General features: G+C 70.2%; 11 protein-coding genes and 1 pseudogene. 1 reads left to right on the forward strand and 11 read right to left on the reverse strand.

What is annotated here, in order from left to right; genetic code table 11:
* The 3 genes and pseudogenes from AC1RLW_RS28890 to AC1RLW_RS28900 all read right to left on the reverse strand — a co-directional run.
* Window positions 1-132: pseudogene (locus AC1RLW_RS28890) on the reverse strand (ABC transporter permease); the annotation flags it as partial.
* Window positions 129-1325, reverse strand: coding sequence for a lactonase family protein (locus tag AC1RLW_RS28895; protein WP_493195974.1), 1197 nt, complete (start codon window positions 1323-1325; stop codon window positions 129-131). The pseudogene AC1RLW_RS28890 and the gene AC1RLW_RS28895, both read right to left, overlap by 4 nt.
* Window positions 1326-1416: 91 nt before the next feature.
* Window positions 1417-2991, reverse strand: coding sequence for an ABC transporter substrate-binding protein (locus AC1RLW_RS28900; RefSeq protein WP_493195975.1), 1575 nt, complete (start codon window positions 2989-2991; stop codon window positions 1417-1419).
* 193 nt (window positions 2992-3184) lie between these two features.
* Between AC1RLW_RS28900 and AC1RLW_RS28905 the strand changes: the two genes are divergently transcribed.
* Window positions 3185-3574, forward strand: a complete 390-nt coding sequence (locus AC1RLW_RS28905) for a RidA family protein (RefSeq protein ID WP_062473709.1) — start codon at window positions 3185-3187, stop codon at window positions 3572-3574.
* Here the strand turns inward: AC1RLW_RS28905 and AC1RLW_RS28910 are convergent, their stop codons facing one another.
* From AC1RLW_RS28910 to AC1RLW_RS28945, 8 genes are all read right to left on the reverse strand, one after another.
* Entirely contained in the window at window positions 3575-4195 is a 621-nt protein-coding gene (locus AC1RLW_RS28910) for an ATP-dependent Clp protease proteolytic subunit (protein ID WP_489058886.1), read from the reverse strand.
* 107 nt (window positions 4196-4302) lie between these two features.
* Window positions 4303-4935 carry a sigma-70 family RNA polymerase sigma factor gene (locus AC1RLW_RS28915; protein ID WP_493195976.1) on the reverse strand — a complete coding sequence of 211 codons (633 nt, stop codon included), beginning with the start codon at window positions 4933-4935 and terminating at the stop codon, window positions 4303-4305.
* Window positions 4936-4955: 20 nt separating this feature from the next.
* Window positions 4956-16388, reverse strand: coding sequence for a filamentous hemagglutinin family protein (locus tag AC1RLW_RS28920; RefSeq protein WP_493195977.1), 11433 nt, complete (start codon window positions 16386-16388; stop codon window positions 4956-4958).
* A gap of 100 nt (window positions 16389-16488) precedes the next feature.
* Entirely contained in the window at window positions 16489-17508 is a 1020-nt protein-coding gene (locus tag AC1RLW_RS28925; RefSeq protein ID WP_493195978.1) for a FecR family protein, read from the reverse strand.
* Window positions 17509-17607: 99 nt separating this feature from the next.
* A complete protein-coding gene (locus AC1RLW_RS28930; RefSeq protein WP_493195979.1) occupies window positions 17608-18126 on the reverse strand; it encodes an RNA polymerase sigma factor in 519 nt (172 codons plus the stop codon).
* Window positions 18127-18133: 7 nt separating this feature from the next.
* Window positions 18134-18892 (reverse strand): TonB-dependent outer membrane receptor, encoded by a 759-nt coding sequence (locus AC1RLW_RS28935; protein ID WP_493195980.1) that lies wholly within the window; start codon window positions 18890-18892, stop codon window positions 18134-18136.
* Between the two features lie 235 nt (window positions 18893-19127).
* A complete protein-coding gene (lolD, locus tag AC1RLW_RS28940) occupies window positions 19128-19805 on the reverse strand; it encodes a lipoprotein-releasing ABC transporter ATP-binding protein LolD (protein WP_095743838.1) in 678 nt (225 codons plus the stop codon).
* A complete protein-coding gene (locus AC1RLW_RS28945; protein WP_062473701.1) occupies window positions 19798-21054 on the reverse strand; it encodes a lipoprotein-releasing ABC transporter permease subunit in 1257 nt (418 codons plus the stop codon). Before AC1RLW_RS28945 ends, lolD begins: the two co-directional genes overlap by 8 nt.
* Window positions 21055-21129 lie beyond the last annotated feature (75 nt).

Here is a 21129-nt window from a genome sequence, read left to right on the forward strand (position 1 = left end):
CAGCAGCACGGAGATCGGGTCGCCCGAGGCGGCGCGCGTGAGCACGAAGACCAGCACGGCCACCAGCGCCAGCACGATGAGCATGCCGCCCGCGCGCGAGGCGATGTAGCGAAGCGATGCGCTCTTGATCATGACGAGAACTCGATGGCGGCGGCGCTGCCGACGGCCACGTACTGGCCGGTGAACTGCACGTCGCCGTTCTTCTTCACGCGGAAGATGGTCACGTTGTCGCCCTGCTTGTTGTGGCACACGTAGAGAAAGCGCCCGCTCGGCTCGAGCGTGCAGCTGCGCGGGTAGTTGCCGCGCGTCCACTCCTCGCGCACGAGCGTGGGTGCGCCGGTGCGCGCATCGATCTTGAAGATGGAGATGGAGTCGTGCAGCCGGTTGAGCGACACGAAGTGCGTGCCGCCCGGCAGCATGCGGATGCCCGAGGCGTAGCTGGTGCCCTTGAAGCCGGCCGGCAGCGCCGAGGTTTCGCTCACCAGCGTGAGCACGCCGGTGGCGCCGTCGTAGCGCAGGAAGGCGATGGTCGAGGCCTCTTCGTTCACGAGGTAGACCCACTTGCCGTTCGGATGGAAGGCGAAGTGGCGCGCGCCCGAGCTCTCGGACACGGCCACCGTGCTCGGCTGGCTCAGCACGCCGGTGGCGCGATCGAAGCGGTACGAGATGACGCGGTCCAGCCCCAGGTCGGCCACGAGCACGAAGTTGCCGGCCGGGTCGGCCTGCACCATGTGGGCGTGCGGGCCGTCGTGGTCGCTGGTGGCAAAGCCCTCGTGCGAGCGCGCGGCCAGCGGCACCACGTCGGCGCCGGGCTTGCAGGGCGTGGCGGCGCCGCAGGCTGCGACGTCCTTGTAGACGGCGGCGGCGCGGTCGGTGTCGAAGCTGCCGTCGGTGCGCAGCGCGATCACGCTGACGTCGCCGCTGGCGTAGTTGGCGGTGAACACGAAGCGGCCGTCGGGGTGCACGCTCAGGTGCGCCGGGTCCTTGCCGCCGCAGGGCATCTCGGCCACGAACGACAGCGCGCCGTTGGCGCCGATGCGGAAGGCCGAGACGGAGCCGGCTTCGAACTCGTTGGCGGCGTACAGCATCGGCAGCGTCGGGTGCCGCGCCAGCGAGGCGGGGTTGCGCAGCTTCGCATCGCTGCCCGCGCTCGCCACGGCGGGCGGTGCGCCAGGGATGGGCTTGAGCGCGCCGGTCGCGCCGTCCACCACGAACTGGTGCACGCCCAGGCCGCGCCCGCCGCGCCACGGCTTGCCGCCGTCGCTGTAGGTGCCGACGTAGGCGTACACGGGGCCCGAAGTGGTGGCTTGAGCGGTAGTGGCCATGGATGGTTTGAGTCCGAGGGCGCCCAGGCCGGAGGCCAGTGCGCTGACTTGCAGAAGTTGACGACGCGACGGCATGGCGGTGCTTGCGGCCTTACTTGATCTTCGCGTTCCAGAAGAACGGCCAGGTCGCGGGCTGGTAGTTGTCCAGCGCCGGGCTCTTGGCCGAGAGGCCGTTGAACTTGCCGACGTTGATGTACGGCACCTCGTCGTACACCACCTGCTGCACCTTGCCCCACAGCGCGCCGCGCTTGGCCGGGTCGCTCTCGGTGTTGAAGGCGCTGAGCGCGGCCTTCTTGGCGGGCGAATCCCACCAGCCGGGTGCGCCGTCGCCCAGTTGCGGCGGCGAGAGCATCGGCTCGGGGAACTGGCCCGAGTGGGTCACGTAGATGTCCCACAGCTTCGGGTCGTTGCGGCGCTGCACCAGCGTGGCCCAGTCGACCACGTTGAGGTCGACCTTGAAGCCGGCGCGCTTGAGCTGCTCGGCCATCAGCAGCGACATGTTGTAGTGGAAGTCGTACTGGCGGCTGGTGAGCACGCGGATCGGCTCGCCCTTGTAGCCGGCCTTGGCCGCGGCGTCCTTGGCCTTGGTGGCGTTGCGCTGGTTGTAGTGGTCGGCGCCGGCCGCCGAGTAGAACGGCGAGCCCTTGGGGAAGTGGTTGGCCTCGGCCACGAAGAAGCGCGTGTCGCCGAAGCCGGCCGCGAGCATCTCGCCCTGGCCCAGCGCGGTCTGCACGGCCTGGCGCACCGCCGGGTTGGCGGCCACGCCTTCCTTGGTGTTGAGCACGAGGTAGGGGAAGCCGAACGACGGCGTCATGATCGGCAGCGTCTTGCCGCCGGCCTTCTCCAGGCGCGGCAGGGCTTCCACCGGCAGCAGGTCGGCAAAGTCGTACTGGCCGGCGAGTGCACCTTCGACGCGCGTGCTGGCGTTGGGCACGGGCACGAAGCGCAGCTCTTCGATGGCGGCTTCGCGCTTGCCGCCGTAGCCGCTCGCGGGCTCCTTGCGCGCGGCGTACTTGTCGAAGCGCGTGAGCAGCACGAACTGGTCGGGGCGACGCTCCTTGAACTTGTAGGGGCCGGTGCCGACGAAATCCTTCAGCGGCGAAGCGATCGAGTCCTTGGCCATGATGGCCGCCATGCCGCTGGGCAGCGCCAGCTGCGACAGCAGCGGTGCGTACGGCGCCTTCAGCACGATCTCCACGCCCAGCGGGCCCTTGGCCTTGAGACTCTCGATTTCCTTGCCCACGGCCTTGCCGCGCGGCGACTGGTCCATCCAGCGCTGCAGGCTGGCGACCACGTCGTCGGCCGTGAGCTCGCGCCCGTTGTGCAGCGCCACGCCCTTGCGCAGCGTGATGGCGTAGGTCTTGCCGTCGGCCGAAATTTTCGGCATGCCCTCGGCCAGCATCGGCACCACGTTCCACTTGGCGTCGAAGGTGTACAGCGTCTCGTACACGTGCTGCATGATGGTTCCGACCAGGTCGGCCGTGGAGGCCATCGGGTCGAGCGTCTGCGGCTCGGCCACCATCGCCAGCGTGGCGAAGTTGCGCGGGCCCTGCGCATGCGCTGGATGGTGGGGCAGCGTGGTGCACAGCACCGCGAGCAGCGAAGCGCCCAGCAGGCTGCGCTTCGACAGGCGGGGCAGGCGCTGGACAAGACCGGCGTGAGACATGGAGAACTCCTTCATGGGGCGTACTGATTTATGAAAGAAATTTTCTTTCTAGACCGAACTCTGAAGCAGACTTCATGCCAAATCATCCGTGTTAACCCTTGTTGAGGGGTTATTCTGAAAAAGTCTTTCAAATCAGGCGGATACTGCGGCCCTCACCCGCCCCACTCAACCCCTCTCACTCACAGGAGTTCCCATGCCCCTCGAATACCTCGGCGCCCCGCCCATCGCTTCCGACCGCCAGGCCCGCCCCTTCTCCCCCGCCGTGCGCGCGGGCGATTTCGTCTACGTGTCGGGCCAGGTGCCCGCCAACGCGCAGGGCGAGATCGTGGCCGGCGGCATCGAGGTGCAGACGCGCCAGGTGATGGAGAACCTGAAGACCGTGCTCGCGCTGGCCGGCGCCACGCTCGACGACGTGTGCAAGAGCACCGTCTGGCTGCACGACGCGCGCGACTTTGGTGCCTTCAACCGCGTCTACATGAGCTACTTCGGTGAAAACAAGCCGGCCCGCTCGACCACCGAGGCGCGCCTCATGGTCGATGCGAAGGTCGAGATCGACGTCGTCGCCTACAAGCCCAAGGCCTGATCAGGCGGGCCGCAACTCGGTCTTGCGCTGAATGATGCGTGAGACCAGCCCGTACTCCACGGCCTCCGTGGCCGACAGCCAGCGGTCGCGCTCGATGTCGGCCAGCACCACGTCGATGGGCTTGCCGGTTTCGCGCGCGATCTCGTGCGCGATGCGCTGGCGGGCCTTGATGATCTCCTGCGCCTGGATCGCGATGTCGGTCGCCTGTCCGCCCGCGCCGCCGCTGGGCTGGTGGATCAGGAAGCGCGTGTTGGGCAGGCACACGCGGCGCTCGCGCGGGGCCGCGAGAAACAGGTGCGTGGCGGCGCTGCCCACCCAGCCGGTGCCGATCATGTGCACCGGTGCGCTGATGAAGCGCACCACGTCATGGATGGCGTCGCCCGACTCCAGGTGCCCGCCGGGCGAGCTCACGAGGATGTCGATGGGTTTCTCGCCGCTGTCGGCATCGAGCGCGATGAGCCGGCGCGTGACGTCGGCGGCCACGCTGTCGGTGATGCTGCCGAAGATCAGCAGCGTGCGCGACTTGAACGCCTTTTCCTCGAGGTAGGAATTGCGCGGCTCGGCCGTCGCCGCGGGCGGGGTGTCGTCGTCGGTTTCCAGTGTTGAAAACATGGGCTGCATGAAGAAAGCTCCTGTGGTTGAACTGTCTTGACGAACAAGCCCACAGTTTCGTGACATTGCGCCTGCCGTGGCAAGCAGCACCGTGGTGCCACGGTGCCACGTGCCGCTCAGGCGCCCATCCGGGGCGACACCACGGCCCTTCGGGATGTGCCGACGCCGGCCAGCACCGGGCGCCCCGTCATCGCGCCGCAGTGGTCCAGCGCCTGGCGCAGGACGGTATCCACGTTGCGCAGCGACAGCCCGTAGTGGGAGGCCACCTCCTGGCGTGTCTTCTCCTCGATGCGCAAGGCCTCGAGCACCGCCCGGTGACGCCGCGGCAGGCCCTGCATCGCGCGGTCGACCGAACCGACTTCGGCGCGCACCTCGGCCATGTCCTCGGGCCCGGGCGCGTGGTCGATGGCCGACTCGACGGCGGTGTGCGGGTCGTCCACATAGCGCCATGCCCCCTCGCTGCGCAACCGGTCCATGGCCAGGTTGCAGGCCACGCGATAGACGTAGGCGTTGGGGTTCTCCACGGGTGCGCCCACCCGCAGGTGGCCCAGCCGCAGCCAGGCGTCGTGCAGGCATTCGCTGGCCATCTCGGCGCACCCGAGATGGCGGGTCAGCTTGCGCCGCAACCCTTCGTAGTTGGCGCAGAGAAAAACCTGCAGCGCCAGGCGACGCTGCGCTTCGTCCCGCAGCGCATCGGCCGCCTCGTCGCGCGCCGGTGCTTCCTGTTCGCAAGGGACACTGGGTGCCATGACATGCCGCTCCTGCCCGCCTAGCGGTCCTGCTGCAGGCGACGACGCTCGTCGCTGCTCAGGGCGGCCCAGTGCCTGGGGTCGATCTTGCGGCCCATGCCCACCACCTGCACGGGGTTCTGCGGGTCGTAGTCGACCTGCGCCCCGGATTGCAGTCCCGACCGCGGCGCCGGCGCGTCGCGCCCCTCTGGTGCGGGCTCGTTGCCGAAGCCGAGCACGCGCACCGTGAAGACCGACGCCAGCGCCTGCCGCGCGGCCGCGCGCTCGCGCTGCACCGCGTCCTGCGCGGCGGCCGTCGCCTGCGCAGCGGCAGCGCTCGCATTGGTGAGCGCGCCGATGTTCACCGACGCGATCACCGGCAAGCCCTTGGTCTCGCCCTTGACCTGGATGTTGTCCGCGTTGAGCACCTGCAGCGCCGCGATGTTCAGGTTGCCCGCCACGCGCAAGCCCGCATCGCCGGCGTTCACGGTGCCGCGCGGTGCCACCAGGTCGACGTCGCCGTCGCCCACGGTGCCGATGCCGCTGCCGCTCATGTCCGACTTCTCGCGGATCACCGTCACGCCGTCCAGGTCGGTGGACACCTCGGGCGCCGATGGCACGCGCAAGGTCTTGGCGCCGCGCCCCGCATCGATGTCGCCGACGGTGGACCAGATGATCTGGTCGCTGCCCTGCTTCGTGACCTCGGGCACGAAGGACAGGATGCGCGACTGGTTCACGGTGACGTCGTTCCGGGCCGCAATGCCGATGTGCCCCGACGCCAGCGTCACCAGACCGTAGCCGGCCGGCACTGCGGCGCCCAGCGCCGCCACCTGCAGGCCGCCGCCGGGCGTGAGCACGTCGATGTCGCCGCCGGCCATGGTGCGCAGCATCAGCTTGTTGGCCGCCACGTCGCCCTTCCATGTGTCGCCCGGGAACAGCGTCTCGATGGCCGTGTAGCCGCGGTTGTAGCCGCCGTTGCGCGGCAGGCCGCCGGTGCCCGGCTCGTTCTGGTCGCGCCCGGCTTCGCGCAGTTCGAGCAGGTACACCTGCCGCAGGAACTGCTGCTGCGCAAGCTGGGGCAATTTCTGGAAGCGCGCCCAGGCTTCGAGCGGCTCCAGCTTTTCGCCGGTCATGTCCGACATGAACGAGACGAGGCCGCGGCGCACGGTTTTTTCCTGCCCGCCTGCGCGCGTTTCGACCTGGTCCACCAGGTAGATGGGCAGCACGCTGCCGTCCGCGCCCCGGGTCTTCAGGTAGTCGGGCATGGACGCGACCTTCGACGGATCGAGGTAGGCGGCCGTGAACGCGTCGTAGCCCACGGCGTGGTTCAGCCCGGCCATGGCGGTGATGGCGGCGCCGTGTTCCGGCAGGCCCTTGACCTGCGTCTCGGGCAGCGCGCGGTTGTTCCTGTCGTAGCGCTGGTTGCCCAGCGTCTGCACCTGCAGGTTGTCGGCGTACAGGTCGCGGCCGGCGGCCAGCACCAGCGTGCCGGGGCCCTGGATCTCGATGTTGCCGGTCAGGCCCACCGAGAGATCGTTGTTCGGGTCCAGGCGCGCCGTGCTCTTCATCGCCAGGATGTCGTTGCCCGCCTCCAGCAGCGTGACGTCGGAACCACGCAGGTTGCGGCCCGCCAGCCGCAGGCCGCGAATGTCGGTGCCCGCACGCACCCAGGTCTGCTCGTTGGCCTTCACGTCGAGCCCCACGATGGAGCCCTGCGATGCATAGATGCGGCTGGGCTCGAAGTCGTTGGCCAGCGGCAGCACCTCGGGGTTGTTCACGCTGCGCAGGTACGAGTTGTTGACCGGCGAGGCCAGTGCCCGCTCGATCAGGTTGTCGAGCATGTCCTCCATGTTCATCTGGCTGAACGGCGAGCCCGCGCCGCCCGGCATGTAGCCCGTGGGCATCATCGCGGGCGTGGCGTAGGCCATGACGAGCGGCGCGTCGAAGCGGATGTCGTTCTTCGCGACCACGCGCACGTCGTTGGTGGTACCCGGCAGCACGTACAGCGGCCCGTCGATGGCAATGCCGCCGTTCAGGGCGGCCGCCGAGAAGCGCGCCGGATACCGGTTGCCGCCGAAGCCCACCAGCGTGTCCTTCTCGACCCAGCGCAGCAGCAGGTCGCGGAAGATGAACTCGGTCCGGTTCACGAAGGTGATGTTGCCGCCGGTCGACACCAGCCGCAGCGCGCTGCGGTCGGTGTAGCCGCTCATGTAGGCGCCGTAGTTCAGCACCTGGCCGTCGCCTCGCAGGCCCTCGCCGTAGGTCACCAGCAGCGGATCGACCACCGTCTGCAGGCGCAGGTCACCGGCCGTGCGCAGGCTCAGCGTGGCGTCGCCCAGCGCGAGGATCGGCGCCACGGTGTAGCTGCTCTTCGTCAAGCCGCCGCCGCTGTCGTCGCGGGTTATCGTCACCGTGTGGCCGACTGCCGTTTCGCCGGCGCGGATGTCGCCCGCGCCGCGCGCCACGTAGTACTGGCCGCCGCGGATCGCGCCGCCGGCCTGCACCGACATGGCGCCGCCGTTGCGCATTTCCATGGCCATGGCCTCGCTGGCGGAGCGGCCGCCGCGCATGCGCATGTGGGTCGGCAAGGCGACCAGCAGGTTGCGCAGGTCGCCGCCGGCTTCCACGCTGACGTTGCCGCCGCCCAGCGCGCCCACGCCCTGCTGGAAGCGCCCGTAGTCGATCCACCAGCTCGACTGCTCGGGCGCGTGAATGACGGGGCCGTAGACGCCGTCGGGGTTCCAGCCGTTTTCGCCGTTGGTGTATTCGCCGAAGAAGCGCTTGGCATTGAGCGTGCCCTGCCGGTTGAGCCATTCGGTGAAGTGCTGGCCCGACGGCGCGGCCTCGATGCTGCCCTGCGCGCCGATGGCAAGGTTGCCGCCTTCCACGCCGTAGCTGGCGTTCGGGTTGGCGGTGGAGAAGTCGCTCCACACCGTCGTGTCCTTGCGCCCGGCGGTGTAGATCACCGATTCCTTGTGCGCCAGCGTGAGGTCGCGGCCCGCGCGCACTTCGAGGTCGCCGGTGCCGGTGCGCACGAGCTTGCCCGCGCCGTTGTCAGGCTTCGGGTCGATGTCGGTGGGCACGGCGGTGTTGGCCGTGCCCACGGTGATCGACCCCTTGCCCGCGGCCTGCGCCGCGAGCGGCTTGAGCGCCATCGCATCGGCCGAGGCCAGTTCGCCGCCGGCCACCAGCCGCAGGTTCCACGACGGGCCCGCCTGCAGCCGGCCGCTGCGGTCGGCCGCGTCGAAGCCATCGCTCAGGTGGCCGTTGATGGCCAGGTTGCCGCCCGCGCGCAAGGTCAGCGTGCCTTCGCGCGCGCCGGAGAAATCGCTGAAAAGATTCCAGTCGCTGTTCAACGCGAGGTCGCCCGCGCTGCGGACCTCGATGCCGGGCATCACGGCCAGCCCGGTGCCCAGCCGTGCCGCCACCCCGCCCGATGCAGCCCTGAAACGCGCGGCATCGGCAATGGCGTCGGGCTTGACCGAATCGACCGTGGCGCCGTCGTAGTCCTTCACGTCGTAGACGCTCACGCCTTCGAGCACCGCCGAGCGCGCGCCGTTCACGGCAACGTTCAGCGCGCTGACCGCGACGTCGTCGTGCGTGGCGTTCTGCTGCGCGCGCAGGCGCACCTTGCCGCCTTCGTTGCCGGCCACGTCGATCAGGCCGCCTTGCAGGTTGAGCTGCCCGCCCGCCGCTTCGAGCGTGACGCGGCCGTTGCCCAGGCTGCCGGTGGCACCGGCGAGCAACTGCGCGCCGGCCTGCATTGCCACGCCGTTGCCGGCGGTGATGCGAATGGCGCCGCCGTAGGCCGAGCGCGCATCCACCGTGCCCGAGATGTCGATGCTGCCCCGGTCCGCCGTGAGGCCGAAGTCTTCCACCTGCGTGAAGCCGCCCAGTGCCACGTTGCCCTGGCGGATGCGGAACTGGCGCGAGCGGTTGAAGCCGGCGTCGTTCAGCCGCTGGCTCACGCCGGCGAAATCGGGCAGCGCCTCGATGTCGAGCGCGAAGCTGCCGGCCTTGCCGCCATTGCCTCCCGCCTGCGCCGCGATCAGGCCGTCGAGCACCACCGTACCGCCCTGCGATGCCGCAAGGCTCAGCGTGCCGGCGTCGCCGCCCCTCGGGTGGGCGGCCAGGTCGAGCCGGCTGCCGGCCTCCAGCCGCACGTCGCCGCCCACCGCCGACAGGCCGATGCGGCCCGCGTCCGCGTATTCGGCCACGTCGAAGAACTGCTTGGCGGAGCCGCTCACGTCGATGGTGGCGCCGCGCGCCACGACCAGGCTGCCGCCGGTCGCCGTCATGTCGATGCTGCCGCCCCGCGCCACCGCCCGGCCGTCGAAGGCAATGCTGCGCCCGCTGAGGGCCAGGCGCAGGCCCAGGCTTTCCTGCGGATCGAACGACGCGGCCTCGCCTTGCGCCGAAGCGACGACCTGCAAGGCGCCGCCCGTGGCAATCGACTGCGCCGCGCCGCCGCGGCCGGTCAGCAGCGGCGTGTTCAGCGTGAGCGGCGACGCGCCCGTGTCGATGCCGCCCGCGCCCTCGCCGATGATCGCGTTGCGGCCCGCCAGCGTCACCGCGCCGAAGCCCGAGAACGTCTTCTGGCCCGCGCCCAGCACCAGCGTGGCCGCGTCCAGCGTGAAGCCGCCCGCACCGCCGGCGGCGGGCACGCCGGTGCCGCCCCCGCCGCTGTTGACGAGCACGATGCTGTCGCCCTTGATCGTCACGTCGCCCGCGCCGCGGCCCACGAATGCGCCGCCGTCGAAGGTCAGCGATTTCAGGCCGGCCGCGCCCAGGTCGAGCGAGCTGTAGAAGTCGAAGTCGGTGTAGCTCCGCAGCGTCAGGCGCGTCGAACGGCCCAGCTGCGCAAGCGCGCCGCTGTCCAGCACCATGCCTTCGGTGCCGCCGCCGAAGCCGATGCGGCCGGCCGCCACCGACAGGTCTGTGCCCGCAATCTGCGCCGAGGCCGCCAGTTCCGTCGTGCGCGTGGCGTCGATCAGCAAGGCCGCATCGCCGTTGACGATGGCACCCGCACCGATGGAAACCAGCCCGCCGCGCGAGGTGTCCACGCCCTGGCGGATGACCTTGACCGCGTCGCCGGTGGCCACGCGCACCAGCGCGCCCCAATCCCTGGCGGCCGAGACGAGCACGTCGTCCACCGCGTCCTTGGCGTCGATCACGCCATCGAAGTTGTCGTCCAGTTGCCCGTCCGGGTCGGCGTAGACCGCCGCCACCCGCGGCTTCATGACCAGGTTGCCCGCGCCGCGCCCGCCCGCGCCCTTCGCGCTGACGCGGCTTCCGCCCTCGATGGCCACCTTGTCGCTGGCGGCCAGGATGATCTCGGGGCCGAACAGTTCGGAGCCGTCGTTGTTGCGCACCACGATGTCGGTCGCGGTCACGTCCAGTTCCAGGCCGAGCGCGTTGCCTTTGCGCTTGCCGCCCACCAGCAGGCTGCCCGCGCCGAAGTTCGACAGGCTCGCCGCATCGATGACGAGGTAGCCGTCGGCCTGCAGGCTGGCGCTGTCCTGCCCGCTGCCGACGATGGCGATCTTCTTGCCGGCAATGTCCACCAGCCCGCCGCGCCCGCCCTCGTCGGGTGCCGAGCGCAGCGTGCCGTCCAGCACCAGCCGGCGGCCGGCGTCGAACACCACCGCGCCGCCGTCGCGCGGCAGGCGCGGCGTGACGACGTTCTGGCCGGTCAGGCGGTACTGCGTGAGCTTGAAGGCCTCGGACGAGAAGAAGTCGTTGGCCGTGGCCTCGTTGTATTCGGAGTAGCGCCGCAGCACGGCGCCGGACATCACGCGCCAGGCCGACGCCTGCGCGTCCTGGTTGCCGCCATAGGCATTGCCGGCCTTGCCCTGCATGACGAGGCTGCCGTCCGGTGCGCGGGTGGCGGGCGCGAGTGCGCCGCCCCAGGCCTTGCCCGTTGCCTGCACCGCGAAGGCACCGGGCAGCAGCGCATAGCGCGCGGGCAGCAGCGTGTACCAGCCGGCCGCCAGACCGGGGCCGCCGGCGAGCCAGACACGCTGGCCCGCCGCGGCACCGCCAGCGGGCGCCGCGCCGGCCTGCCCTGGCAGGATCGCGTACATGCCGGGCATGTTCAGCATGTCGTGCGAGCCGCCCGGGCCTGGCACGAATTCGGAGGCATGCAGGTCGCCGCCGCCCGCGATGTCCACCACCGCGCCACGCGCCAGCGCCACGTCGGGCGACTTCATGGTGATGCGTTTTTCAGGCGGCGCGACCAGCGAGCCAGTCGACGGATTGGCAGGATCGACCGCCTTCGACGGGTCGTGCCAGTGCTCGTTGTTGGACAGCGTGCCAAAGGGCACGGTCATTCCGGCGCCCGACACCGAGGTGAGGCTGCCCGCGCCCAGCGACAGGCGCTCGCCGGCGTTCAGCTCGATCTGGCCGAAGGGCGCGCGCAGCACACCGTTCTGCGCGATCACCGGTGCTTCCAGGCGCAGGCTGCCGCCGGCCGACAGCGGTGCGCTGCCGGCATCGCCCAGGCGCTCGACGGTGATGGAATCGCCGGCGCGGATCACGCCGGTCATCGCGGTGGTCGGGTACACCTGGCCGGCGTTCAGCACCAGTTGCCCGTCCACGTCCAGGTTGACCTGCAGCCGGGTTTCTTCGTTGATCGGCGAAGGCAGCGCGCCGCCCATGCGGATCTCTCCGGCTTCGAGCACCGTGCGGCCGAAGCCGCCGATGCGCACGGCGCCGGCCTGGAACTGGGTCGGGTCTTCCGATGCCGAGATGTCGATCAGCGAGCCGGCCACGGTGAGCTGCCCCGCCCCTGCCGACGCGGCCAACGATACCGGCGCTTCAGGTGAGGCGGCAGGCACGGCCGACAGCACGATGCGTGGCGCGCGCAGCGACGACGACGTGCCCGCGTGCCCGACGATCGGCCCCTGCAGCCAGATCGAGCGGCCCAGCGCGAGGTTCGCGTTGTCCAGGCGAATCGCGCCCTGTGTCGCATTCACCAGCGAGAGGTCGGCAAAGCCGCCGTCCTTGAAGGCCTGCGGACGCACCGTCAGCGTGGACACCTGGCCGGGCTTGTTCAGCAGGTCGCGCAGCAGGTCGCTCGAAAAGAGCGCGTCGCGGAACAGGTCCAGCGCCTGCGGCGTCAGGCCGAACTGCGCCGCATCGAGCGCACCGTTTGCGCCGGGCAGGCCCAGCCGGTCGGACACAACCAACTCCTTCACGTCCGCCAGCTTCGCGAGCAGCGCCGACGACAGGATCATCGGCCCGTCGATCTCGTAGCCGTAGCTGCGCAGGCCGGGCGCCCAGTCGTAGTCCACGCCCTGCCGCCAGTCGCTGCACACGCCGTCCACCGCCAGGCCCACGCAGTCCGGGTCTTGCAGCACGCGTTGCAGTTGCTCCAGCGGCGAGCCTGTCGGGCCCGATGTCGCGGTCATGTTCAGGCGGATGCGCCCGCCGATGCCGTTGGGCCCGCCCGCCTTGCCCACCATCGTGCTTTCGATCAGGCCCTTGCCCGTGATTTCGATCAGGCCGCCGTTGCTGTCCAGCCGGATCTCCGGTGCGGGCCGGTGCACGCGCGGGCCCGAGGGGCCGGCATCGGGCACGCCGTCGATCGTGCCGGTGGCGCCCGACACGTCGATGAGCGCATCTTTCTCCAGCCGCATGTCGCCCGCCAGGATGCTCACCGTGCCGCCGTCGCGCACCTCGCCCACGCGGCGGCCGCTGTTGCTGTCGATGCGGATCAGCGGCACGCCGCGCGCCAGCAATTCAGCGCCGGCTTCGAGGACGACCGTGCCGCCGCTCAGCCCGATGCGGCCCGCCGGTGCGTCAAGGCGCCCGCCGACCGTCAGCACGCCCTGTTCGCCACCGGCGTTCAGCGACAGGCTGCCGCCGGTGTCGGTGCGCACGCTGGCGCCCCGCGCAATGCGGACCGGGCCGTTCTCGGTGCCGAGCGACAGCGCCGCGGGGCTTCGCGCCGCGCGTTCGTCGGGCCGCAGCATGCCCAGGGGCGCTGCCTCGGCCAGGTTGCGGCCGCTCGGCAGGTCGCGCCAAGCGAAGTTGTTCAGGTCGATGCTCGTGGCCTGCTGCGACACCACCACGCCTTCGGGCACCACGATGCCCTTGCCTTCGCCGCGCACCGAGACCGTGACGTTGCCGAATCCGCGCTCGCCGAAGAGCGTGGGCGGCAGCATCACCACCGAGGAGGCCGAAGTGGCCCCGGCTTCGTCCGGCGGCGAAACGGGCGGCACGCCACCGATCTGCACCGCCGAGGCGGTCTGGATCGACAGGCTGCCCGCCGAGCCCGCTGCATGGGCGCGCATGTTCAGTGCGTTCAGGTCGAGGTCGGGCGTCACGCCGGCCAGCGAAATGGACCCCGCATTGCCCACGCGCAGCGTCGGCAGGCCCTGCTTGCCGGGGTCCGCGCGGCCACCGCCCGATACGTCGAGCACGGCATCCTTGTGGGCCACGATCTTTCCGGCAATCACCTTGATCGCGCCGCCGTCCAGCGCCCAGGCGCCGCGCAGTGCGCCGTCGCGCCAGGTGTTGATCCACTGGCCGCTGGCGTCCAGCCGGCCCTGCTCGCCGAGCTCCACTTTTCCGTAGGCCGACGAAAGCCCGATCTGCCCGCCCGGCACGCGGATCAGTCCGTTGATGCGGATGTCGTTGGTCGAGCCTTCGGTGCCGGCCACCGAGAGCGACGCGCCCGGCGAGAGGTTCAGCGCGGCACCGCTCGCAAGCTCGAAGTCGCCGTTGATGTGGTTCAGCACGATGGTGCCCATGCCCGAATTGCTGAGCATGTCGTCCGACAGGAGGGTGAGCTTGCGCGACTTCTGCTCGCCCGGCTTCAACTGCACATAGAAGTCGTCGCCGAGCTTCGTGTTCGCATCGAAGTCCTGCGCGAGCCGCTTCGGGTCGTGGCTGACGATGATGGTGCCCGGCGACCACGGCCGGCCATCCGGCGAGTTCTCGCCCAGCTGCAGCCGGCCGCCCTTGTTGCCGCCCGGGTTCTTCGACTGGCGCTCGCCCACCACCACGCCGCCCAGCATGTCGCCCTCGAGCACCATGGTGTCGCCCGCGTAGATCTGCACGGCGCCGGCCTTGCGCCCTTCGGTGTAGCCGGCTTCCTTGTAGTCGGCGCCGATGAGCGGCGTGCGCCAGGTGGTCTTCACGCCCCAGCGCGCATGCTGGTTGGTGAACTCGCCCGCGATGCCGGTGTAGTCGGTGTCGGACATGGCCCGGTCCATGGTGTGCACGCGGCCGTCGGCGCCCATGAGCTTGGTCGCGGTGTTCATGCCGTCGGTGTAGCGCACCGAGCCGCCGGACACGTCCAGCATCGATCCCGTGCGCGTGATCACCGAGCCGCCCGAGCGCATCTCGATGCTGCCCGCGTTGGCCGAAAGCTCGCCCAGGTCGGTCTTGCCCACGCCCACCCAGCCGCTCACGTCGCCCAGCGGCGTGCCCACCCAGGCACCGGGAATGTAGGTGGCGCCGTCAGGGCCCAGCACCCATTGCACGCCCGCCATCGGGCCGTCCTTGAACACGCCGCTCACGCGCCGGTCGACGATCACCTTCTTGCCACGCACCCACGCGTCGAGCTGCATGGGCGAGTCGCGCAGTTCGTTGATGCGCAGCTCGGCCTCGATGAAGTTACGCGACATGGCCACCTGCATGCCCTGCAGGCCGGCCACGCTGAGGAAGGCATCGTTGTCCACGTAGATGCGGCTCGCGTCGCGCAGGCTGCCGGGCTTGAAATACGGGAACAGCGTGAACATCGGATTGACCGCCGACTCGAGCTTGATGGTTCCCGCCGGCACCAGCACGCCGGCCTTCGAGCGGATGTCGATCAGTTGCCCGTACAGGCTCACGCGGCCCGGCTGGTAGCGCGTGGCAAGCGCCGACGCCTCGATCTCGCTCGTGTCCGAGGTGTCGGGCAATACCTGCGAAATGCTGCCCTCGCCCAGCGTGAGCGTGCCGGCCGACCAGTTGATCAGGTCGTTCACACCATCGGCGTACATGTGCGAGCCCAGGCCCCAGGCGCGCAGCAGGATGGAGCCGTTGCGGTTGTTCAACGCGGTGGTTGCACTGAGCACGCCCGACTGCCGCACGTCCTGCGCCTGCAGGGTGATGTTGCCGCGGTCGGCCTGCACGGTGCCGGTGTTGACCACCTCGTAGCCGACCGCCTTGGCGCGCGCCGCCATCTCGGGCATGACGACATCGCGCAGGCCGGCGACGAAGTTGGCGTCGGCATAGACCGGCGAGAGCTTGAGCGCGCCCCACACCTGCCCGCCGGTGAAAGCCCAACCGGGCACTGCCGAAGCGGCCACGTCGAGGCCGCGGGGCGCGTTCGGGTCCTGCGTCGATGGCGTCTTCAGGTAGATGTTCTCGCCGGCCGCGAGGATGACCTGGCCGTCGGGCGCCGAGATGCGGCCCGCGTTGCGCACCTTGGGCGCGAACAGCATGACCTTGCCGCCGCTGTTCGCCGCCAGCTGCGCGCCTGCGTCGACACGCACTTCGCCGGGCGCCGCGCCGGGAACGAAGCGGTCCACGTCGCCCATCTTGTCGGGCGCGCCGCCGACGCCGGCCTTGAAGCCCGCGTCGCCGTAGATCAGGGGCCGCGCGGAGGTGAACTCGCCGAACTGCGGAATCGGGAAATCGTTGCCCTGGTTGGTGAGCACCTGCGGGTTGTTGATGCCCAGCTTGAACTGCTTGTCCGACAGCGCAAGGCTGGACGCGACCAGCGAGCGCGTGTCCACCTGGCTGGAGCCGGTGAAGACGATGCCGTTGCGGTTGACCAGGTACACCGAGCCGTCGGCCTTGATCTGCCCCGCGATCTGGCTGGGGCGGCCGCTCGGATCGTTGATGCGGTTCAGCGCGATCCATGCGTTGGTGCCGTCGGGCTTGGCGCCGCCCTTCTGGTCGAACTGCACCGTGGTGTGCTTCCCGACGTTGAAGCTCTCCCAGTTCAGGATCGCCTTGTCGTCGGTCTGCTCGATGCCGACCACGGTGCGGCCGCCCGCCGCGGTCTGCACCGGCGCCCTGGCATTGAGCCAGCCTGCGGTGAGGCTGTTCGTATCGACCTTGAGCCCGCCGTCGGCCAGGCCGTCGGGGATGTCCGAGCCGCCGTTCGACGCGGCCTCGCGTGCGGCCGCCTGCGCCGCCTGTTGCGCGGCAATGGAACGCGCCGCCATGTTCAGGTTGCCCATGGAGCGCTGCAACTGTTCGCCGGCCTTGCGCTGCTCCAGCGGGTTGGTCAGCATCGATGCCGGCATGCCGTTGGGCAGGCGGCCCGTCGCCGAGGCGGTGTTCTGCACCGCGCTCTTGTTGGCGAACCAGGCGCCGCTGAAGGCCTGCTGGGCCTGGGCATCGAGCACCAGGGCGCCGTTGGCCGCCAGCGTCATGGCAATGGCGCGCGCGATCGGCGCCATGCGAAAGCGCCGCGCCTGCCGCCGGTTGCGCGCCTTCGTTGCGTGGATCGGTGTGAGGGGCCCGCGTGTGCTCATGAGTCGTTTCCGCCGGAAAGTTGAGTCGATGCACTACGACGAACGAGCGCCCCACGACCCCGCAACTTATTTTTCAGGCCGCGCACCACGGCCGCCCGATTCAGCTGAGAACCGTCAACCCGCCCGGCAACGAACGGGCGTCGAGATCGAAGGCATGCTGCAGCTGCACCAGCGCCAGGTCGAGCGATGCGATGTAGAAGCTCCCGGTGACCAGGCGGCTGCGCGCGGCCGAGTTCATCAGCACCACGCGGCCGCGCCGGTAGCGGTTGATCTCGTCGAGCACGTCGGACAACCGGGCCTGCGTGAACACCAGCTCGCCCTTGCGCCAGGCCGACAGGTTGGCGGCGCCGACCAGCGCCACGCTGCTCACCGACGTGCCGTCGTACACCGTCTGCTGGCGCGCGCGCAGCTCACGCGCGCCCGCGGGGTGTTCCACGCGCACCGCGCCTTCGATGCAGGTCACGCACACCTTGGCGTCCAGGTAGCGGACCTCGAAACGCCCCGACTCGGCCAGGCTGCGGCCGGCCCCGGCCACGACGCCGAAGGGCCGTGCGCCGCTGGCCGACGACAGATCGAACGCGGCCTCTCCCTCGAGCAGGTCGACGCCGGTCGTCCGGCCGTCCACCGTGCGGCGCCGGATGCGGGTCTGGGTGTTCAGGGTGACCTGCACCCGCTCGGTGAGGCCCACCTCCAGCTGCTCGCCGGTGGCGGTGCGGTAGTCGCCGCCCCACCCCGCCGGCGCGGGCCACAAGCCCGCAGACGGATGGAACACCGCCACGCCCGCGACACCGGCCATGGCCGCCGCGCCCGCTGCCGCACCGAGGAAAGCGCGGCGCGCGAGCACCGGTCGGGGCCGGTGGCGCGCATGAAACGCCGCCGCATCGGCATTGGTACGCAGCACGCCGGCAGAGGCCTGACCGAGCACGGCCCATTGCGCCCTGGCCTCCTTGAAGACCGCCGCGTGCGCCGGGCTGCGCGCCAGCCAGTGCCTGAAGCGCTGGGCGTCCTGCGGCTTGACGGCACCCGAATGAAGCAGCCGCAGCCACTCCCAGGCCTCGTGCCGCGTCGTGTCGGCAGCGAGGACGGGATCGTCGACCGGTGCCGTCAGGGGGTCGTGCATCACGGCCGCGACCCTTCTTCTGGGCCTCGGCCCGTTGCGAGCGCCAGGGTGATTCGATTCTTCACTCCGTACGACGAACGGGCCGCACCGATCCCGCAACTATTTTTTGTCATGGGCCATCCGGGCACTCAGGTAATCGTGCGCATGCTTGAGTTCGTATTCGACGGTGCGCAGGGAAATGCCCAGGCGCCGGGCCACTTCGGGCTGCGTCAGTCCTTCCATGTGCACGAGCACGACGACCTCGCGCCGCCGCGCCGGCATGCGGTCCAGCAACTGGATCACGGCGTCCAGCTGCGAACGCGCCTCGGCGATCCGCGCGGGTCCCGGCGCCGTGTCGGCCAGTTCCATCAGCGCATCGACTTCTTCGAAAGGCAGGTTGCGGCTCTGACGACGCTGGATGTCCAGCGCAATGTTGAACGCCATGCGCACGAGATAGCCGCCCGGCCGCTGGATCGGCCCTGCTTCACTTCCGCCCTGGTCGTTCACGCGCAGCCAGGTGTCGTGCAGCGCGTCCTCGGCCAGGTCTGCATTGCGCAACGCGCGGCCCAGCTGGCGCTTGAGGGCGTCGTAGTGCCTGGACAGGTAGTCCATGAGCACGGGGCGGACGTCTTCGGCCATGGACAGGTCAGGACGGCGAGCGGCCGGCCGCCTCGCGGCAGCGCGTTCCGCCGCGCGCATCGGTGGGCAGGATGAGCAGCGTCAAAGGCTGCGGCAGGTCCGGCGGCGGCGCATGCGCGAGGCGCACGCCCCGCAGAACCTCCAGCATCTCGGCGTCGCGGGCCGCGTCGCCGGTCAGGCCGAGCAGGCGCGGCCGGCGAAGCTGGCCTCCCTCGTCCACCTCGAAGCGCAGCAAGGACCGGTACGTTCCCGGCCGCGTGCGCACATTGCCGCACAACGCTTCCCAGACCCGCGCCTGCAGCAGGCTAGGGTAGCCCGCCAGGCTTCCCAGGCTGGCCGCGCGCGGGGCCTCCGCCCGGGCCTGCGCCGGCCTCAGCGCGAGCGTGACGGCCGAACCCGTGCGGACCTTTTCGGCCACCAGGCCCGTGCCCTCCAGCAACAGTTCAAGCGCGGTGTCGGGGGCGTAAAGCCCGCGCACCGCGGAGGACGTCAGCCCGGCCAGGATTTCGCTGCGAAAGAGTGCCGGCTGCCGCGTGACGGCGGCATAGCGCTTGAGCGCATCGGCCAAGGGAAGCGAGGGAATGTCGAACGCCAGTGCGGCGTCACCCGCGCCTGGAACCGCGCCGGCCGGGGCCTCGCCCTCACGCAGCGGCGATGCAGATCCGTCGCTCGCCCAGGCCGTGCCGGCCAGCGACGACAGCGCGAGCGCGCAGAGTGCGACGCTGCGGCCTGCCGAGCCCGCGAACCCAGGGTGCACCTCGCTCACCCTCGCGGCGCAACGATGCCGCGCGCATCGTCACGCCCGCCGTGAGGATGCGAAAGCCATGGCAGGGAAAAAAGTCGAGTCGGCAAGGAGCGCACGCCAGTCGGGAAACTTGCATGCTGTCACCGGCGTGTGACGGTCTCGTTGCAACGTCAGACCTTCCTGCGCCCCGGCGCGTGGCGCGCATCCCGTGTGCCGCGGGAAGCCCGAGGACGCCCCTCGAGCGGTTGACCGACGCTCAGCCCGCCAGCCGCCCCGCCACCAGCTGCAGCACGCGGTCGCAGCGCTTGGCCAGGTCCTGGTCGTGCGTGACCATCACGAAGGCCGTGCGGTGCCGGTGCGCGAGGTCGAGCATCAGCGCGAACACGGCGTCGGCCGTGCTGCGGTCGAGGTTGCCGGTGGGCTCGTCAGCGAGCACACAGGCGGGCTTCGTGACCAGCGCACGCGCAATGGCCACGCGCTGGCGCTCGCCGCCTGACAGCTCGGCCGGCCGATGATGCAGGCGCTCGCCCAGGCCCACGCTGGCGAGGATTTTTGCCGCGGCCTGCGCCGCTTCACCGGCCTCGACGCGGCGGATCTTCAGCGGCATCGCGACGTTGTCGAGCGCGCTGAACTCGGGCAGCAGGTGATGGAACTGGTAGACGAAGCCCAGGTGATGGTTGCGCAAGCGGCCCTGCTCGGCGGGGTCGGCATGCGCGATGTCCTTGCCGAGCAGTTCGACCTTGCCCGCGGTGGGTGCGTCGAGCCCGCCCATCAGGTGCAGCAGCGTGCTCTTGCCGGAGCCGGACGCGCCGACGATGGCCAGCGTTTCGCCGGCATGCACGTCGAGGTCGACACCGTGCAGCACGGTGAGGTCGATGCGGCCTTCATGGAAGCGCTTGGTGAGGCCGCGGGCCTTCAGGACGACATCACTCATAGCGCAGGGCCTCGGCGGGGTTCACACGGCTGGCGCGCCAGCTCGGATACAGCGTGGCCAGGAAGGCCAGGATGAGGGAAATGATCGCGATCGGCATGATGTCGCTTTGCTGCGGGTCGCTCGGCATCTTGCTGATCAGGTAGATGTCCTTGGGCAGGAAGCTGGCGTGGAAGAGCTGCTCCAGGAAGGGCACGATCACGTCGATGTTGTAGGCGATGCCCAGGCCCAGCAGCAGGCCGCCCACGGTGCCGATCACGCCCACCATGGCGCCCTGCACCACGAAGATGGCCATGATGCTGCGCGGCGAGCTGCCCAGCGTGCGCAGGATGGCGATGTCGGCGCGCTTGTCGGTCACGGTCATCACCAGCGTCGAGACGAGGTTGAAGGCCGCCACGGCGACGATCAGGGTGAGGATGATGAACATCATGCGTTTCTCGACCTGCACGGCCGCGAACCAGGTCTTGTTCTGGCGCGTCCAGTCGCGGATGAGGAACTGGCCCGGCAGCGTGACGGCGAGCTGGTCGGCCACCTCGCGCGCCTCGTGCAGGTCTTTCAGCTTGAGGCGGATGCCGGTCGGGCCTTCGAGGCGGAACACCTTGGCGGCGTCTTTCTCGTGCACCATCGCCAGCGCCGAGTCGTACTCGTAGTGGCCCGAGTCGAACACGCCGACCACGGTGAACTGCTTCAGGCGCGGCACCACGCCGGCCGGCGTGACCTGTCCGCCCGGCGCCACCAGCGTGACCTGGTCGCCGGGCTGCACGAACATGGAGCGCGCCAGCTCGATGCCCAGCACGATGCCGAACTCGCCCGGCACCAGCTTGTCGAAGGTGCCTCCCTTGGCGATGCCGCCGGTGTCGGTGACCTCGGGTTCCAGCGCGGGGTCGATGCCGCGCACGATGGCGCCCTTCATGTCTTCGCCGCGCGCGATCAGCGCCTGCGTGTTGATGAACGGCGCCGCGCCGATCACCTCGGGGTTCTTGCGGGCGTCGGCCATGATGGCGTCGATGTCCTGCAGGGCCTGGCCGTCGCGCGAGAAGATCTCGATGTGCGACACCACGCTGAGCATGCGGTCGCGCACTTCCTTCTGGAAGCCGTTCATCACGCTGAGCACGATGATCAGCGCCGCCACGCCCAGCGCGATGCCGAGCATCGATACGCCGGAGATGAAGGAGATGAAGCCGTTGCGTCGCGTGGCACGGCCTGCGCGCGTGTAGCGCCAGCCGAGCTGCAGTTCGTAGGGGAATCGCATCAGTGGCCTCGCCCCGTGGCCTCAAGGGGCATGGGCGCACCCGCGGGGGGCGGCAAATACTCGGGGTGAGGAGCG

It is taken from the genome of Variovorax sp. GW822-FHT04A09, assembly GCF_058801005.1.

What these genes read in the sequence shown, in the direction of transcription:
- AC1RLW_RS28895 (WP_493195974.1), bottom strand. Translation starts at nt 1,325, where the DNA reads ATGGCCACTACCGCTCAAGCCACCACTTCGGGCCCCGTGTACGCCTAC.
- AC1RLW_RS28900 (WP_493195975.1), bottom strand. Translation starts at nt 2,991, where the DNA reads ATGTCTCACGCCGGTCTTGTCCAGCGCCTGCCCCGCCTGTCGAAGCGC.
- AC1RLW_RS28905 (WP_062473709.1), top strand. Translation starts at nt 3,185, where the DNA reads ATGCCCCTCGAATACCTCGGCGCCCCGCCCATCGCTTCCGACCGCCAG.
- AC1RLW_RS28910 (WP_489058886.1), bottom strand. Translation starts at nt 4,195, where the DNA reads ATGCAGCCCATGTTTTCAACACTGGAAACCGACGACGACACCCCGCCC.
- AC1RLW_RS28915 (WP_493195976.1), bottom strand. Translation starts at nt 4,935, where the DNA reads ATGGCACCCAGTGTCCCTTGCGAACAGGAAGCACCGGCGCGCGACGAG.
- AC1RLW_RS28920 (WP_493195977.1), bottom strand. Translation starts at nt 16,388, where the DNA reads ATGAGCACACGCGGGCCCCTCACACCGATCCACGCAACGAAGGCGCGC.
- AC1RLW_RS28925 (WP_493195978.1), bottom strand. Translation starts at nt 17,508, where the DNA reads ATGCACGACCCCCTGACGGCACCGGTCGACGATCCCGTCCTCGCTGCC.
- AC1RLW_RS28930 (WP_493195979.1), bottom strand. Translation starts at nt 18,126, where the DNA reads ATGGCCGAAGACGTCCGCCCCGTGCTCATGGACTACCTGTCCAGGCAC.
- lolD (WP_095743838.1), bottom strand. Translation starts at nt 19,805, where the DNA reads ATGAGTGATGTCGTCCTGAAGGCCCGCGGCCTCACCAAGCGCTTCCAT.
- AC1RLW_RS28945 (WP_062473701.1), bottom strand. Translation starts at nt 21,054, where the DNA reads ATGCGATTCCCCTACGAACTGCAGCTCGGCTGGCGCTACACGCGCGCA.